This window comes from Streptomyces sp. NPDC054757 (assembly GCF_053612185.1).
On record NZ_JBSHBW010000002.1, the window covers coordinates 375,147 to 392,352 of the forward strand.

The 17,206-nt window shown below is 72.0% G+C and carries 9 protein-coding genes; 2 read left to right on the forward strand and 7 right to left on the reverse strand.

Translation table 11 applies throughout. The annotated features are described in order from the left end of the window. Positions 1-114 precede the first annotated feature (114 nt). From glgB to ACWGKJ_RS04480, 4 genes are all read right to left on the reverse strand, one after another. Complete coding sequence (gene glgB, locus ACWGKJ_RS04465; RefSeq protein WP_385017472.1) at positions 115-2,520, reverse strand: 1,4-alpha-glucan branching enzyme; 2,406 nt, start codon at positions 2,518-2,520, stop codon at positions 115-117. After that, entirely contained in the window at positions 2,517-3,953 is a 1,437-nt protein-coding gene (locus ACWGKJ_RS04470; protein WP_385017476.1) for a maltokinase N-terminal cap-like domain-containing protein, read from the reverse strand. Before ACWGKJ_RS04470 ends, glgB begins: the two co-directional genes overlap by 4 nt. A gap of 229 nt (positions 3,954-4,182) precedes the next feature. Continuing rightward, the gene (gene treS, locus ACWGKJ_RS04475; RefSeq protein WP_385017478.1) at positions 4,183-5,889 is read right to left on the reverse strand and encodes a maltose alpha-D-glucosyltransferase; all 1,707 of its coding nucleotides are present in this window, start codon (positions 5,887-5,889) and stop codon (positions 4,183-4,185) included. Continuing rightward, positions 5,886-7,922, reverse strand: a complete 2,037-nt coding sequence (locus tag ACWGKJ_RS04480) for an alpha-1,4-glucan--maltose-1-phosphate maltosyltransferase (protein WP_385017816.1) — start codon at positions 7,920-7,922, stop codon at positions 5,886-5,888. Before ACWGKJ_RS04480 ends, treS begins: the two co-directional genes overlap by 4 nt. 806 nt (positions 7,923-8,728) lie before the next feature. Between ACWGKJ_RS04480 and glgP the strand changes: the two genes are divergently transcribed. After that, positions 8,729-11,356, forward strand: a complete 2,628-nt coding sequence (glgP, locus tag ACWGKJ_RS04485) for an alpha-glucan family phosphorylase (protein WP_385017481.1) — start codon at positions 8,729-8,731, stop codon at positions 11,354-11,356. Positions 11,357-11,412: 56 nt separating this feature from the next. Here glgP and ACWGKJ_RS04490 read toward each other — a convergent pair whose 3' ends face one another. Next, positions 11,413-12,747: a sensor histidine kinase gene (locus ACWGKJ_RS04490; protein WP_385017484.1), complete on the reverse strand. Its 1,335-nt coding sequence runs from the start codon at positions 12,745-12,747 to the stop codon at positions 11,413-11,415. Between the two features lie 159 nt (positions 12,748-12,906). On the opposite strand from ACWGKJ_RS04490, the gene murJ reads away from it, so the two are divergent. Then, positions 12,907-14,592, forward strand: a complete 1,686-nt coding sequence (gene murJ, locus ACWGKJ_RS04495; protein WP_385017487.1) for a murein biosynthesis integral membrane protein MurJ — start codon at positions 12,907-12,909, stop codon at positions 14,590-14,592. Between the two features lie 15 nt (positions 14,593-14,607). Here murJ and ACWGKJ_RS04500 read toward each other — a convergent pair whose 3' ends face one another. Further along, on the reverse strand, positions 14,608-15,279 hold the full coding sequence (locus ACWGKJ_RS04500) for a response regulator (protein ID WP_385017490.1): 672 nt from the start codon (positions 15,277-15,279) through the stop codon (positions 14,608-14,610). Between the two features lie 149 nt (positions 15,280-15,428). After that, entirely contained in the window at positions 15,429-17,108 is a 1,680-nt protein-coding gene (locus ACWGKJ_RS04505) for a M4 family metallopeptidase (protein WP_385017493.1), read from the reverse strand. Between the last annotated feature and the right edge of the window lie 98 nt (positions 17,109-17,206).

Consider the following 17,206-nt stretch of genomic DNA (forward strand, 5'->3'; position numbering starts at 1 on the left):
CGGCCCGCGACGGCCTGCGACGGCCTGCGACGGCCTGCGACGGCCTGCGACGGCCCGCGACGGCCTGCGACGGCCCGCGACGGCCTGCGACGGGCCGCGACGGGCCGCGACGGCTCAGGGCCTGAGCCACACCGTCGCCAGCGGCGGCAGCGTCAGCCCGATGCTGGACGGACGCCCGTGGTACGGCACCGGCTCGGGCTTCAGCGGATCCGTGTTGCGGATGTCGCCACCGCCGTAGAGCCCGGTGTCGGTATTGAGCACCTCGTGCCACTCCGCCACCGAATCGGGCACCCCGAGCCGGTACCCGTGCCGTACCACCGGCGAGAAGTTGGAGACCGACAGGAGCGGGGCGCCGTGCGCGTCGTAGCGCAGGAACGCGAAGACGTTGTCCTCCGCCGCGTCGCCCGCCACCCAGGCGAAACCGCCCGGGTCGGTGTCGCGCTGCCACAGCGCGGGCGTCGCCGCGTACACCGCGTTCAGGTCGCGCACCAGGTCCCGCACCCCGCGGTGGTCGTGCGCCGCGCCGTACGACGGGTCAAGCAGCCACCAGTCCGGTCCGTGCGCTTCCGACCACTCGGCCCCCTGGGCGAACTCCTGCCCCATGAAGAGCAGTTGCTTGCCCGGGTGGGCCCACATGAAGCCCAGATACGCGCGGTGCGTGGCGCGCTGCTGCCACCAGTCGCCCGGCATCTTCGAGACCAGCGCCTGCTTGCCGTGCACCACCTCGTCGTGCGAGATGGGCAGGACGTAGTTCTCACTGAACGCGTACACCATCGAGAACGTCATCTCGTTGTGGTGGTACTTGCGGTGCACCGGCTCCTTGGCCACGTACTCCAGCGAGTCGTGCATCCACCCCATGTTCCACTTCAGCCCGAAGCCGAGGCCCCCGAAGCCGCCCGCGCCGACCTGGTCGGTGGCGCGTGTGACGCCGTCCCAGGCGGTCGACTCCTCGGCGATGGTGACCACGCCCGGGTTGCGCCGGTAGACCGTCGCGTTCATCTCCTGGAGGAAGGCCACCGCGTCCGGGTTCTCCCGGCCGCCGTGCTCGTTGGGCGACCACTGGCCCTCCTCGCGCGAGTAGTCCAGATAGAGCATCGAGGCGACGGCGTCCACCCGGAGCCCGTCGATGTGGAACTCCTCGCACCAGTAAGTGGCGTTCGCGACAAGGAAGTTGCGTACCTCGGTACGGCCGTAGTCGAACTCCAGGGTGCCCCAGTCGGGGTGCTCGGCGCGGTTCGGGTCGGCGTGCTCGTACAGCGGCCGGCCGTCGAACCGGGCCAGCGCCCAGTCGTCCTTCGGGAAGTGCGCGGGCACCCAGTCCATCAGGACCCCGATACCCGCCCGGTGCAGCGCGTCCACCAGATACCGGAAGTCGTCCGGTGTGCCCATCCGGGAGGTGGGCGCGTAGAAACCGGTGACCTGGTACCCCCACGAGCCGCCGAAGGGGTGCTCGGAGACCGGCATCAGCTCCACATGTGTGAAGCCCAGGTCCTGGACGTACGCCGGAAGCTGCGTCGCCAGCTGGCGGTACGTCAGGCCCGGTCGCCAGGAGGGCAGATGCACCTCATAGACCGAGAAGGGCGCCTCATGGACCGGACGGTCGGCCCGGTGCGCCATCCACTGCTCGTCCTGCCAGCGGTGGTGCGACCGGGTCACGACCGACGCGGTGGCGGGCGGCACCTCGGTACGCCGCGCCATCGGGTCGGCGCGCAGGGTGTGGCTGCCGTCCGGGCACATCAGGTCGAACTTGTAGAGCGCGCCCTCGCCGATGCCCGGCACGAACAGCTCCCACACCCCCGACGAGCCGAGCGAACGCATCGGATACGCGGCGCCGTCCCAGTAGTTGAAGTCGCCGCTGACCCGTACCCCCCGCGCGTCCGGCGCCCAGACGGTGAAGCGGGTGCCGGTGACGCCCTGCACGGTCATCGGCTGCGCGCCCAGTGCCCGCCACAGCTCCTCGTGGCGGCCCTCACCGATCAGATGCAGGTCGAGCTCGCCGAGCGTGGGCAGGAAGCGGTACGGGTCGTGGACCTCGATCGTGGCCTCGTCGTACGTGACGAGCAGCGTGTACTCGGGCACGGACCGCAGCGGCAGCAGCGCCGAGAAGAAGCCCTCGCCGTCGTCGTGCAGTTCGGCGCGGAGCCCCTTCGCGACCACGGTCACCGCTGTGGCGTACGGCCGCAGCGCCCGGACGGCGATGCCGCCGCCGGCCGGATGGGCGCCGAGCAGCGCGTGCGGGTCGTGGTGGCCGCCGCTGAGCAGCCGCTCCCGGTCCCCGGCGCCGAGCCGCTCGGCGGGACGTACGCCTCCGGTCGGCTGCGCCGGCAGGACGGCTGCGCCTTCGGCGCCCTTCACGGGTACGGCCGGGCCTGTCACGGGTGCGGCCGTGGCCCTGGGCGCGGCGGCGCTCTTCGCGGCGGCCGTGTCCGGCGCGGACCCGGTGTTCTCCCGGCCCTCCGCGGGCTTGGCGGGCTCGGGCTCGGCGGGCGACGGAGTGCGGGACGGGGGACGGGCGGTCACTGGGGCAGCCTCCTCGGCAGCTTCGGCGCGTGGGGTACGGGGGGTTCGGGAAGCGACAGCCGCTCGATCGCGGCCATCGGGACGGGCAGCCAGTCGGGGCGGTTCCTGGCCTCGTACAGGACCTCGTACACCGCCTTGTCGGTCTCGTAGGCCCGCAGCAGTTCCGGCTCGGCGCGCGGGTCCGCGCCGGAGACCGAGGCATACCCGGCGCAGTACGCGTCACGGCAGCGGATCGCCCACTGCGGGGACCAGGGGCGGTGGGTGCGGGCCGCGTAGTCGAAGGAGCGCAGCATCCCCGCCACGTCGCGGACCACCGGCTGCGGGCGGGTGCGCTCGGCCAGCGGTCTGGCCGGTTCGCCCTCGAAGTCGATGATCGACCACTCGCCGTCCCCGGCCCGCAGGCTCTGGCCCAGATGCAGATCGCCGTGGATGCGCTGGGCGGCCCAGGTGCGTCCCGCGTGGCCCAGGACGGCGATCGCGTCGAAGGCGGTGCGCAGCCCCGGCACATACGGCGCGAGCGCGGGGACCGCCTGGGCCGTGGTCTCCAGCCGCTGCGTCATCTCCGCGGCCAGTTGCTGTATCTGCTGCTTGCTCAGGACCGCGGTGGGCAGCGCGGACGCCAGCGTCCCGTGCACCTCTGCGGTCGCCCGGCCCAGCGCCCGCGCGCCCGCTGTGAAGTCATGGCCGCCGGCGAGGGCGAGCAGGGCCAGCTGCCAGCCGTCCTCGGACCCGGCGAGATACGGCTGCAGCACACCGAGCGTGGCCGGTTCCGGCTCCGTCGTCTCGTACCAGGCGACAGGCGCGGGCACCCGGGCGCAGCCCGCCTGGGCCAGCGCGAGCGGCAGCTCCAGATCCGGGTTCGAGCCGGGGTGGACCCGGCGGAAGACCTTCAGGATGAACGTATCGCCGTAGATCAGTGAGGTGTTGGACTGCTCGGCGCCGAGCGGACGCGCGGGCAGCCCGGTGGGGAGGACGGCGCCGGGATCGCGGTCGAAGCGCAGCGCCCCGGTCCTTCCCGGGGTGCGCAGGCGCTCGAAGAGCAGCCCGGTCAGCCGCGGGTCGAGCAGCGCGTCGTACACCAGGGAACCGGCCAGCGGTCCGGTGCGGGCCCGGCCGATCAGCGCGGCGGCGAGACGCGGCGGCAGTGAGGTCCGTACGCCGAGCAGCAGCTGGTAGCAGTCGCCGGCCGTACGGGCGGGGGAGCCCTGCTCGGCCCGGACCAGCAGATGGAGCAGTCCGGGGGCCGCGCCGACCGGCAGCAGCTCGGTGGCCGAGACCAGCGTGAAGCCGGTGACGGGCCGCCCCTTCCCCGCGAACCAGCGCTGCCGCGGCAGCCACTCGTGCAGCAGAGGGGCGAGCGAGTCCAGAAGGCGGAGGGGGCCGGAAGACCCGGCTGAGCGCACGCTGTTCCGGGTGGATGCAGCCTTGGACATGGCATCGCGTCCTTTCCCGGGCACACCACACGATGCGCAGAGTGTCCCGGATTGCGTGGGGTCGCCTCCATGCTGGACGCAATGGGGGCGGGAATCCGGCTGTGCGGGACGGTGCGGGTGAGGATGGACCAGATGGACTACGGCTGTGGGCCGGGTGCTGGCGCTGCGGTACCAGTGACAAGGGTGCCCGGGGCGGGGCGGCGGAAACCGCCCGGCCCCGGGCCCGCCGTCAGACGGTGGCGGCGTCCTTGCGCAAGCGGAACCAGTAGAAGCCGTGCCCCGCGAGGGTCAGCAGATACGGCAGTTCACCGATCGGGGGGAAGCGCACCCCGCCGATCAGCTCCACCGGATGGCGTCCCGTGAAGGCGTTGAGGTCCAGCTCCGTCGGCTGCGCGAACCGCGAGAAGTTGTGCACGCAGAGCACCAGGTCGTCCTTGTACTCCCGGAGGAAGGCGAGGACGGCCGGGTTGGAGGACGGGAGCTCGGTGTACGAACCGAGGCCGAAGGCCGGGTTCTGCTTACGGATCTCGATCATGCGGCGGGTCCAGTGCAGCAGTGAGGCGGGCGAGGCCATGGAGGCCTCGACGTTCGTCACCTGGTAGCCGTAGACCGGGTCCATGATCGTGGGCAGATAGAGCCGTCCCGGGTCGCTGGACGAGAAGCCCGCGTTCCGGTCGGGGGTCCACTGCATGGGCGTGCGGACCGCGTCCCGGTCACCGAGCCAGATGTTGTCGCCCATCCCGATCTCGTCCCCGTAGTAGAGGATCGGCGACCCGGGCAGGGAGAGCAGCAGCGCGGTGAACAGCTCGATCTGGTTGCGGTCGTTGTCGAGCAGGGGCGCGAGCCTGCGGCGGATGCCGATGTTGGCCCGCATCCGCGGATCCTTGGCGTACTCCGCGTACATGTAGTCGCGCTCTTCGTCCGTGACCATTTCGAGCGTCAGCTCGTCGTGGTTGCGCAGGAAGATGCCCCACTGGGCGTTCTTCGGGATGGCCGGGGTCTTGGCCAGGATCTCCGACACGGGGTAGCGGGACTCCCGGCGTACGGCCATGAAGATGCGCGGCATCACCGGGAAGTGGAATGCCATGTGGCACTCGTCGCCGCCCTTTTTGAAGTCGCCGAAATAGTCGACGACGTCCTCGGGCCACTGGTTGGCCTCGGCGAGCAGCACGGTGTCCGGGTAGCTCGCGTCGATCTCGGCGCGCACCCGCTTCATGAAGGCGTGGGTCCGCGGGAGGTTCTCGCAGTTGGTGCCCTCCTCCTGGTAGAGGTACGGGACCGCGTCGAGGCGGAATCCGTCGATGCCCAGGTCGAGCCAGAAGCGCAGCGCCGAGATGATCTCCTCCTGGACCACCGGGTTCTCGTAGTTGAGATCCGGCTGGTGGGAGAAGAACCGGTGCCAGTAGTACTGCTTGCGCACCGGGTCGAAGGTCCAGTTGGAGGACTCCGTGTCGACGAAGATGATCCGGGCGTCCGCGAACTGCTTGTCGTCGTCGGCCCAGATGTAGTAGTCCCCGTACGGTCCTTCCGGGTCCTTCCGCGACTCCTGGAACCACTCGTGCTGGTCGCTCGTGTGGTTCATCACGAAGTCGATGATCACGCGCATACCGCGCTGGTGGGTGGCGTCGACGAACTCGACGAAGTCGGCGAGATCGCCGAACTCCGGGAGTACGGACGTGTAGTCCGCTACGTCGTAACCGCCGTCCCTCAGCGGGGACTTGAAGAACGGCGGCAGCCAGAGGCAGTCGACGCCGAGCCACTGGAGGTAGTCCAGTTTGGCGGTGATGCCCTTGAGGTCACCGACGCCGTCCCCGTTGCTGTCCTGGAACGACCTGACCAGGACCTCGTAGAAGACGGCGCGTTTGAACCAGTCGGGGTCACGGTCCTTGGGGGGAGTGTCCTCGAACTTGTCGTGGACGGGCTCATTGACAATCATGATGTGGGTGACCCTCCGATCGGCGGGGACGGTCGCAGCACCAGGATGTGCGCGGGCGCACGGCCCGGCTCCAGACGCACATAGTTGGCCCTGCCCCAGTGATAGGTCTCGCCGGTGAGCTCGTCGCGCACCGGGAAGGACTCATGCCATTCCAGGCCGAGATCCGGCATGTCCAACGAGACCGTGGCCTCCTGGGTGTGGTGCGGGTCAAGGTTGACGACCATCAGAATCGTGTGCGAACCGGCCGGGTCTCCGTCCGGCGTGGAGCCCGCCGTGGAGACCGGTACGGGCACCGACTTCGAGTACGCGATCACCGCGTCGTTGTCGGTCGGGTGGAAGTGCACCGAACGCAGCTGCCGCAGCGCCGGATGGCGGCGCCGCAGCTCGTTCAGCGTGGTGATGAGCGGGGCGATGGTCCGCCCCTCCCGCTCGGCCGCCTCCCAGTCGCGCGGGCGCAACTGGTACTTCTCCGAGTCCAGATAGTCCTCGCTGCCCGCTCGGGCCGTGGCGTTCTCGCACAGCTCGTACCCGGCGTACATCCCCCAGGACGGCGACATCGTCGCCGCGAGCACCGCACGGACCTCGAAGGCCGGACGGCCGCCGTCCTGGAGGTAGCCGTGCAGGATGTCCGGGGTGTTCACGAAGAAGTTGGGCCGCATGACCGCCGCGGTCTCCCCGGCCAGCTCGGTGACGTAGTCGGTGAGCTCCTGCTTGCCGGTCCGCCAGGTGAAGTACGTGTACGACTGCTGGAACCCGACGGCGCCGAGGGTGCGCATCATCGCGGGCCGGGTGAACGCCTCGGCCAGGAAGACCACATCCGGGTCCCGGCGGTTGACCTCGGCGATGACCCGTTCCCAGAAGACCACCGGCTTGGTGTGCGGATTGTCCACGCGGAAGATCCGTACGCCGTGCTCCATCCAGAAGCGCAGGATGCGGACGGTCTCGGTGACCAGCCCGTCCATGTCGCGGTCGAAGGCGATCGGGTAGATGTCCTGGTACTTCTTCGGCGGGTTCTCCGCGTACGCGATCGTGCCGTCGGGGCGGTGGTGGAACCACTCCGGGTGCTGGGTCACCCAGGGGTGGTCGGGGGAGCACTGGAGCGCGAAGTCGAGGGCGATCTCCAGACCCAGCTCACGGGCGCGCGCCGTGAAGTCGTCGAAGTCCTCCAGGGTGCCGAGATCCGGATGGACCGCGTCATGGCCGCCGGCCGGTGAGCCGATGGCCCACGGCACCCCCACATCGTCGGGCCCCGCGGTCAGGGCGTTGTTGGGGCCCTTGCGGTGGGTGGTGCCGATGGGGTGGACCGGCGGCAGATAGACCACGTCGAAGCCCATGGCCGCGACCGCCGACAGCCGCTTCGCCGCTGTCCGGAAGGTGCCGCTGACCTGCGGCTTCCCCTCTTCGACCACGGCGCCCTCGGAGCGCGGGAACAGCTCGTACCAGGCTCCCGAGAGCGCCCGCTCGCGCTCGACGAGCAGCGGCATCGGCTCCGACGCGCTGACCAGTTCGCGCAGCGGGTACCTGGCGAGCGCCGCCGCCGCTTCCGGCGCGAGCGCTGCCGCGAGGCGGTCGCCGGCGGGGGCCGAGGTGTCGCCCAGCGCCTCCGCCACGGCGAGAACCGCCCGGCGGCCCCTGCTCCTCGGCACCCCCTCCGCCGCACGTGTATACAACGCGGCGCCCTCGGCGAGCACCAGCTCCGTGTCGATGCCGGCCGGGACCTTGATCCGGGCGGTGTGCAGCCAGGTGGTGACGGGATCGCTCCATGCCTCGACCGTGTACGTCCACCGGCCCTCGCGGTCCGGGGTGACGTACGCGCCCCAGCGGTCGGTGCCGGGGGCCAGCTCACGCATCGGCACCCACGGCGTCGTTCTGCCGCGGGGGCCGCGGAGCACGACATTGGCGGCGACGGCCTCATGGCCCTCACGGAAGACCGTGGCCGTGACCTGGAAGGTCTCGCCGGTCACCGCTTTGGCGGGTCTGCGCCCGCCGTCGACGCCCGGCCGCACATCGAGCACCGGGATACGGCCGATCAGCTGACCGGTGGGAGGCCGCTTCGGTGGCTTCGGGGACTTCGGCTGCGGCGGGGATGTCCGAGGACTCCCTCCGGCCGGCTTGTCCGGTGTTGGTCTGCGGGCTGCGGGCATGACCGCTCCTGTCCGCGTTCACTCAGGCTGTGGGGAGGGCGTGGGGAGGGCTTTGAGGATCTGGCTTTGAGGATCTACCGGGGCGCTCGACGGCTACCGGAGGAGCCTTCCCCCACGCCTCGGGTGGGCAATCCGGCTCCTGAGTTAAGTACTCGTGCGTAATGTGCAAGGCAAGGACCAGGTGGGCCGCGCGTCGCGGACCTCCCGCGCCCCGCCGAGCGGGTGACCGCGGTTTCACACCTTTGGCAGAGTGCGCGGTGTGCCGCCGGGACCGGCCGGACCGGTCGGAGCGCGCCACGCACGGCGCGCACGGCGCACGGCCGCCGGTGGCCGCGCACCCCGTACGGGAGGTGCGGGCGGCGCCTCATGAGGCGGGCCGCGTCCGGCAGGTGACGGATCGTTCCATGCGGGCACACTCCCTCCGGCTCCAGGTCCCACGGCTTCCGTTTCAGGTCCCACAGAGCAGCCTCACCCGTGGTGCGAAGTGCCACAAGCCCACGCGAGGGGGGAGAACCGGCCATAGCACCCGGAGAGACACGCGCGGGCGCACCCCGCGCCGGGGGCGCACCGGCGCACGCGGCCGGGGTCCCGCGCCGTGGTCGAGGGGAGCGTGGACGGTTACCTTCGGGGTGAAGTGCGGACGTACACCGCTGTGCGTCCCCTGGATGCGCATCTCCCCTGCGAAGGTGGAACACGTGAAGGCCATTCGTCGATTCACCGTCCGCCCCGTCCTCCCCGAGCCGCTGCGTCCTCTGGGTGAGCTCGCCCGCAACCTCCGCTGGTCATGGCACGCCGGTACCCGGGACCTGTTCGGAGCCGTCGACCCCGGGGGCCTCGCGGCGGCCGGCGGCGACCCTGTCCGGCTGCTCGGCACGGTGTCGGCCGCACGCCTCGCCGAGCTGGCGGCCGACACCGGCTTCCTGCGCGCCCTGTCCGAGGCCGCCGAAGAGCTCGACACCTATCTGCACGGCCCGCGCTGGTACCAGGAACAGCCCGCCGGGCTGCCCTCGGCCATCGGATACTTCTCACCCGAGTTCGGTGTCACCGCCGCGCTCCCGCAGTACTCCGGCGGCCTCGGCATCCTCGCCGGGGACCATCTGAAGGCCGCCAGCGACCTCGGCGTCCCGCTCATCGGGGTCGGGCTGCTCTACCGGCACGGATACTTCCGGCAGTCCCTCTCCCGCGAGGGCTGGCAGCAGGAGCACTACCCGGTGCTCGACCCCGACGAGCTGCCGGTCACGCTGGTGCGCGAGCCGGACGGCGCACCCAGCCTGGTCACCCTCACGCTGCCCGGCGGCCGCTCCCTGCACGCGCACATCTGGCAGGCGCGGGTCGGCCGTGTCCCGCTGCTGATGCTCGACTCCGACGTCGAGGAGAACGAACCGGGCGAGCGCGGTGTCACCGACCGGCTCTACGGCGGCGGCAGCGAGCACCGGCTCCTCCAGGAGATGCTGCTCGGTATCGGCGGGGTGCGGGCACTGCGCTCGTACTGCCGGATCACCGGGCACCCGGACCCCGAGGTGTTCCACACCAACGAGGGGCACGCGGGCTTCCTCGGCCTGGAGCGGATCCGCGAACTCGCCGGTCGGGGCCTCGACTTCGACGCCGCCCTGGAGTCCGTACGCGCCGGAACGGTCTTCACCACCCACACCCCCGTCCCCGCCGGGATCGACCGCTTCGACCGCGAACTGGTCGCCCGTCACTTCGGGGACGACGGCGAACTGCCGGGCGTCGACGCGGGCCGGGTGCTCCAGCTGGGTACCGAGCCCCCTCCGGGCGGTGAGCCGGGCCTCTTCAACATGGCGGTGATGGGACTGCGGCTCGCCCAGCGCGCCAACGGTGTCTCCACGCTGCACGGCGCCGTCAGCCGGGAGATGTTCGCCGGACTCTGGCCCGGGTTCGACCCCGACGAGGTACCGATCACCTCCATCACCAACGGGGTGCACGCGCCGACCTGGACGGCCCCCGAGATCACCCGCACCGCGGTCGGCCGGATCGGCGCCGCACGCACCGAACAGGCCCTGTCGGTGGGCGGCTCCGACCGCTGGGACGCGGTGGCGGGCATCCCCGACGCGGAGATCTGGGAGCTGCGCAGGACCCTGCGCGAGCAGCTGGTCGGCGAGGTACGGACCCGGCTGCGCGCCTCCTGGCGCGGGCGCGGGGCGTCCGACGCCGAACTGGGCTGGATCGACGGGGTGCTCGACCCCGGGGTGCTGACCATCGGCTTCGCCCGGCGCGTCCCCTCGTACAAGCGCCTCACGCTGATGCTGCGCGACCGCGACCGGCTCGCCGGGCTGCTGCTCCACCCGACCCGGCCCATCCAGATCGTGGTGGCCGGCAAGGCCCACCCGGCCGACGACGGCGGGAAGCGGCTGGTGCAGGAGCTGGTGCGGTTCGCCGACGACCCGCGGGTGCGCCACCGCATCGTCTTCCTGCCCGACTACGGCATGGCGATGGCCGAGCGGCTCTACCCGGGGTGCGATGTCTGGCTGAACAACCCGCTGCGCCCGCTGGAGGCGTGTGGTACGTCCGGGATGAAGGCGGCGCTCAACGGCTGCCTCAACCTCTCGGTGCTGGACGGCTGGTGGGACGAGTGGTTCGACCCGGACTTCGGCTGGGCCATCCCCACCGCGGACGGATCGGGGCTGGACGAGGACCGGCGCGACGAGCTGGAGTCGGCGGCGCTCTACTCCCTGATCGAGGACCGGGTCGCGCCGCGCTTCTACGACCGTACGGCCGAAGGACTGCCCGAGCGCTGGATCGGCATGGTCAGGTCCACGCTGGCCGACCTGGGACCGAAGGTGCTCGCGGGCCGGATGGTGCGTGAGTATGTCGAGCGGCTCTACGCGCCCGCCGCTCTCGCCCACCGCTCGCTCGGGCCCGAAGCGGCCCGGGAGCTGGCCGGCTGGAAGACTCGGGTCAGGTCCGCCTGGCCGGATGTGCGGGTCGACCATGTGGAGGCCGCCGCGGCGACCGCGGCCGACGGGACCGCCGAGCTGGGCTCCACCCTGTCGCTGCGGGTCCGGGTCGCGCTCGGTGCGCTGGGGCCCGACGACGTGGAGGTGCAGGCCGTGTCGGGCCGGGTCGACGGGCAGGACCGGATCACGGACGCCCGGACCGTCGCGCTGAAACCGGCGGGCGGCCCCGGGCTCGACGGGCGGCTGTTGTACGAGGGCCCGCTGGCCCTGGACCGTACGGGACCCTACGGCTACACGGTCCGTATCCTGCCCGCGCACCGGCTGCTGGCGACCGGAGCGGAGCTGGGTCTGGTGGCCGCGCCGACCGCGGCTACGGAGGAGGACGGGGGCGTCCTGCTGCGGTGACAGGCAGTCAGGAACGGCCCGGTGTCCCTGCGGCGCCGGGCCGTTCCGCTGCGGTCCTACCGGGTGGCGAGGCCGACGGCCCCGATCAGCACCCCCAGCGCGGCGGTGGCGGCCAGCGGGACCCAGATCGCCTGCTTCAGGCGCCGCCGTACCTGCTGTCTCTCCCTGGCCAACTCCGTTGCGGACGACGGCTTCTCGTCCGGGATGGCGGGCGGGGCGCCCGGGGTACGGGGCAGGGTGGCGGAGACTTCGAAGCCACCGCCGGGCAGCGGCCCGCGGCGCAGGACCCCGCCCGCGAGACGGACCCGTTCGTCGAGGCCGACCAGGCCCGTGCCGCCCCCGCCGCCGGGCGGCTCCACCGGGTCCGCCCTGCAGGACTCCGCCCGCGGGGCCCTCGGCCCCGGTACCGGGACGGGCGGCCCCGCCGCGCTGGTGACGGTGACCGTCAGGGCCGTGTCCGACCGTACGAGCCGTACCGTCACGGGTGCGCCCGGAGCGTGTCTGGCCGCGTTGGTCAGTGACTCCTGGACGGTCCGGTGCACCGCGCGCCCGGTCATCGGGGCCAGCCCAGCCGCCGCCCCCGCACCGCTCAGCTCGACCTCCATCCCCGATCCGCGGGCCCGCTCCACCTGTTCCGCCACGGTCTCGCCCGGTGTCGGGACCGGCGCGGCCCCGTCGTTCTCCCGCAGAACGCCGATGATGTCCTGCAGCCGTGCGGTGGCGTCCCCCGCTGCGGCCCGGAGTTCACCGGCCGCTCGCTGCTGCTCCCCGTCCAGCGCCGGATCCACCTCAAGTGCCGCCGCCCGCACGGCGATCAGCGACAGGTCATGGCCGAGTGAGTCATGCATGTCGCCCGCGATCCTGGAGCGTTCCAGCAGCCGCGCACGGTCCGCGGCGACGCGCTGCTCACGCTCCAGCCTCCCCGCCAGCAGCCAGCCGGTGTCGACGAGTTGGGCGTACTGGCGCACATAGCGGCCGAGCAGCCAGGGCACCATCACCGCGAAGGCCAGGGTCGACAGCTGTACGAGCCAGGTCCACAGCTCCCGGTGCGCGGCCAGCGTGATCAGCAGCCCGGCCGCCGCGGTCCCGGCGAAGGCGTGCAGCGCGGGCCGGGCGAGCGCGGTCCGCCGGCCGGCCAGATAGCCGAACACCGCCAGCGCCACCGCGTACCGCGGGGACCAGAGCCCCGGCGCAACGGTCAGCCCCAGTGCCACCGCGACCAGCAGCGCGGTCAGGGGCCACCTGCGGGACAGCGCGGCCCCGAACGCGAGAACCACGGTCCCGGCCGCGGTCCGCCACCAGGGGCCCATGCCGTACACCACCGCCCCCAGGACCACGGGCGCACTGACCAGCGCCCAGAGTGCCACGTCGGTGATCCGCTCTCTCCGCATACGCCCAGCTTGCCCGAGCCGGGTGCGCTGCGGCCCCCGACGAAAGTCGGGGGCGAACGCTGCCTTTCGCCCCATCAGCCCGGCGGCCCCCGCCGCCTACCGTCGGCGCGGCAGGCCCTACGACAAGGGCGCCGCGCGGTACGGCACGGGGGGGGCAGCATGGAGGGGACGGAGCCGCGGGTCAGGACCCGGGCGCGTGGGCGGGCCCGGGGAAAGCACGCGGCGGCCAGGAGAACCGGCCCGGTCCGGCGCACGCTGCTGCGCCCCGCGGTGCTGATGGCGGCGGGGACCGTGGTGTCCCGGGCCACCGGCCTGATCAGACAGGTGCTCCAGGCCGGGGCGCTCGGTACGGGGCTCCTCGCGACCACGTACAACCAGGCCAACACCGTCCCCGCGAGCCTGTACTTCCTCATCATCGGCGGAGCGCTGAACTCCGTCCTGGTACCGCAGCTGGTCCGCGCCCGTCTGGAGCAGCCGGACGGCGGACGGGCCTTCGAGCAGCGGCTGGTCACACTCACGCTCACCGTGCTCGCAACCGGCTCCCTGCTCGCCGTGTGGGGCGCCCCGCAGATCATCGGCGTGTACCAGCGGGACACGCCGGACAACCATGCCGCCTTCGAACTCACCGTGGTCTTCGCCCGGTTCCTGCTGCCGCAGATCTTCTTCTACGGGATGTACGGCATCCTGGGCCAGGTGCTCAACGCCCGGCACCGGTTCGGCGCGATGATGTGGACACCGGTACTCAACAACGTCCTGCTCATCGGGGTGTTCGGCTGGTACACCGGAGTCATGACGGCGGCGGGCGGGGTGCGCGGCATCACCCCCGCCCAGGTGACCCTGCTGGGCGCGGGCACCACGCTGGCCCTCGCGGTCCAGGCACTCGCCCTGGTGCCGTTCGTCCACGCCGCCGGTTTCCGGTTCCGGCCGCGCTTCGACTGGCGCGGGACCGGTATGCGGGCGAGCATCGGAGCGGCCCGCTGGACCCTGCTGTTCGTCCTGGCCAATCTCGTGACGGCCACCGTGGTGACCCGCTACGCCACCGCCGCCGACCGTGAACTGCCCCGGGCCGGGGCCGGCTTCACCGCCTACACCTACGCGCAGACCATCTGGTCGCTTCCGCAGTCCGTGGTCACGGTCACCCTGGTCACCGCGCTGCTGCCCCGGATGAGCCGGGCCGCCGCCGAGCACCGCGGCGACGATCTGCGCCGCGATCTCTCGCACGCCCTGCGGACCAGCGGGGCCGTCACCGTCCCGGCCGCATTCTTCTTCCTGGCGCTCGGCCCGCAGCTGGCGCAGCTGCTCTTCGCGCACGGCGCGGCCGACGCCGCCGCCACCCGGCCGCTGGGGTGGATGCTCCAGGCGTTCGGGCCCGGACTGATCCCGTTCTCCGCGCAGTATGTGCTGCTGCGCGGCTTCTACGCCTTCGGGGACACCCGTACGCCCTTTCTGACGGCGCTGTGGACCGGCGCGGTCCAGATCGTGCTGGCCACCGGCTGCCATCTGCTGCTGCCCGCACGCTCGGCCGTCACCGGGATGGCCGCCTCGTACGGGATCGCGTACGCGGTCGGGCTGCTGGTCTCCGCGCGGCTGCTGCGCCGGAGGCTCGGAGGGCGGCTGGACGGCCGCCGGGTCGCCCGCAGTTACGGGAAGCTGACCGGGGCCGCGCTGATGGCCGCTGCCGCCGGGTGGACCGCCGCTGCGCTCTGCCCGGCACCGCCCGGTCCGGCCGCCGGGGCCGCAGCGCTCGCCCTGGCCGTGGGCGGGGCAGCTATGCTGCCGCTGTTCCTGCTGCTCGCCCGGGTGGGGAGGACCGGGGAGCTGCGCGGGCTGCCGGGGATGCGGTGACGGTGGGCCGGCCCGTCAGCCGGCGCCGGTGACCAGCCCCGCTTCGTAGGCCAGGGTGGCCAGTTGGACGCGGTTGCGGAGGTCCAGGCGGGCGAGGACGGCGCTGACATGGGCCTTGACGGTGCCTTCGACGACATGGAGTTCCGCCCCGATCTCCGCGTTGGAGAGACCCGCGCCGACCAGGGCCACCACCTGGCGTTCCCGGCCGGTGAGCGGGTCGAGCCGGGTGCGGGCCCGCGCCGCACGGGAGAGCTGCCCGCCGCCGAGATGGGTGAGGACGCGCCGTGCCACTTCGGGGGAGAGGAACGCGGCGCCGCCGGCGATCGCCCTGATGCCCGCGATCAGCTCCCGGGGATCACCGGACTTCAGCAGGAAGCCGCTGACCCCGCTGGAGAGGGCGCGCACGATGTACTCGTCGTCGGAGAAGGTGGTGAGCATGACGACCGCGGTGTCCGGAGCAGCGCTGCGCAGCTCCCCGGCGGCCCGCAGACCGTCGAGGCGTGGCATCCGGATGTCCAGCAGGGCGACGTCCGGCCGGTGTTTCAGGGCCAGTTCGACCGCCTCGTGCCCGTCCGCCGCCTCCGCGACGACCTCGATGGCGGGGTCGGCGCCGAGGATGGCCCGGATGCCCGCACGGATCAGCGCCTCGTCGTCGGCGAGCAGGACGCGTATCCGTGGGTCCGTCATCGGGCCAGCCTAAGGGCTGTCGTCGAAGTGCCGCCTGCCGCACGGCGTCCGGCCCCTGGAACCGGCAGGACGGCGGAAGGCCCCGCCCGGCGCCGCGGGCGCGGTGCGGGGGCGGGGCCTTCGCAGTGGTGCGGGGGTGCTGCCGGGTGTTACTTCACGTTGATGCCGGTCCAGGCGGCGCCGACCGCCTTGTACTCGGTGCTGTCCGCGCCGTACAGGTCACTCGCCGCCTTCAGCGTCGCCTCGCGGGCCGCCGCGTAGTCGGTGGTCGAGGTCATGTACGTCGACAGGGCCTTGTACCAGATCTGGATGGCCTTGTCCCGGCCGATGCCGGTGACCTTGGAGCCGTCCTTCGTGGGGGAGTCGTAGTCGACGCCGTTGACGGTCTTCTTGCCGCTGCCCTCGCTGAGCAGGTAGAAGAAGTGGTTGGCCGGGCCCGACGAGTAGTGGACGTCGAGGTCGCCGAGGCTGGACGACCAGTAGTCGGCCGACGCGCCGTCCTTGCTGGGCTTGTCCATGTAGCGCAGCGGGGTGCCGTCGCCGTTGATGTTGATCTTCTCGCCGATGAGGTAGTCGCCCGGGTCCGACGTGTTGTCGGCGTAGAACTCGACGGCGGTGCCGAAGATGTCCGATGTCGCCTCGTTGAGCCCGCCGGACTCGCCGGTGTAGTCGAGGTTGGCGGTGGCCGCGGTGAGGCCGTGCGACATCTCGTGGCCCGCGACGTCGATGGCGGTCAGCGGGTCGGCGTTGCCCTCGCCGTCGCCGTACGTCATGCAGAAGCAGCTGTCGTCCCAGAAGGCGTTCACGTAGGAGTCGCCGTAGTGGACCCGGCTGTAGGACGCCTTGCCGTCACCGGCGATGCCGTTGCGCTTGAGGACGTTCTTGTAGAAGTCCCAGGTCTCGGCCGCGCCGTAGTGCGCGTCCACCGCCGCGGTCTCCGCGTTCTTGGCGGTGCCGTCGCCCCAGGTGTCGGTGGACTTGCTGAACAGGGTGCCCTTGCCGGACGTCCCGTGGTTCAGGTTGTACGTCTGGTGGCCGCCGCGGTCTCCGTCGTTCAGCGTGTAGTTCGACCCCGACTTCGTGGTGCCCAGGGTGACCTTGCCGCTGTACTCGCTCTGGCCGGTGCCGGTCTTGACGGCCTGCCACTGCGAAAGCTTCTTGCCGGTGGCCGCGTCGGTGACGACGTGCAGCTGGCTGGGGGTGCCGTCGTCCTGGAAGCCGCCGACCACGGTCTCGTAGGCCAGCGTGGGCTTGCCGGTGGCCGCCCAGATGACCTTGCGCGGGGCCTTGTCGGCCGAAGCCTTGTCGGCGCCGGCGGACTTGGCGGCGCTGAGCGCCTTCTGCTGGGCGGTGGCGGGCTTCACGGCGGCGGTGGTGCCCGCGACCTTGATGGTCGCCTTCGTCGCCTTGGTGACCGTGGCGGCGCCCGACTTCGGGGTGTGGACGACGAGGTCGCCCCCGAGGACCGGGAGACCGGCGTAGGTGCGCTCGTACCGGGTGTGCGTCGTGCCGTTGGCGTCCTTGATGACGTCCCGGACGACGAGCTTCTCCTGGCTGCCGAGGCCCAGCTTGCCCGCGGTGCTCGCGGTGTTGGCGGCCGCCGTGCGCAGCAGGGCCGCGTGCTGGGTGGTGGAGAGGGAGAGCGCACGCGCGGCCGGTGCGGCCGGCGTCGGTGCGGCGCCCGCGGCACCGGAGGAGAGGGTGGTCAGGCCGGTGGCGAGCATCGCCGCCACGGCGATGGAACCGGCGATGCGCTGCGAACGCGATATGTGAGAGGTCACTCGATTTTCCCTTTCAGAGGTGGGGGGTTGGAAAAGTGCGGGTGACATGCGGGTGGTGGCACCGCCCGGGGGAGATTGGGGTCCCCCGGGCAGCACTGTCCTGTGGAACGGTCAAGCGGTCGAACGAAGCTTCTGTGAAGCGCCGT

Coding starts and splice junctions, on each gene's coding strand:
- ACWGKJ_RS04490 (WP_385017484.1), bottom strand. CDS start 12,747: ATGCGGAGAGAGCGGATCACCGACGTGGCACTCTGGGCGCTGGTCAGT.
- ACWGKJ_RS04500 (WP_385017490.1), bottom strand. CDS start 15,279: ATGACGGACCCACGGATACGCGTCCTGCTCGCCGACGACGAGGCGCTG.
- treS (WP_385017478.1), bottom strand. CDS start 5,889: ATGATTGTCAATGAGCCCGTCCACGACAAGTTCGAGGACACTCCCCCC.
- ACWGKJ_RS04505 (WP_385017493.1), bottom strand. CDS start 17,108: ATGTCACCCGCACTTTTCCAACCCCCCACCTCTGAAAGGGAAAATCGA.
- ACWGKJ_RS04470 (WP_385017476.1), bottom strand. CDS start 3,953: ATGTCCAAGGCTGCATCCACCCGGAACAGCGTGCGCTCAGCCGGGTCT.
- murJ (WP_385017487.1), top strand. CDS start 12,907: ATGGAGGGGACGGAGCCGCGGGTCAGGACCCGGGCGCGTGGGCGGGCC.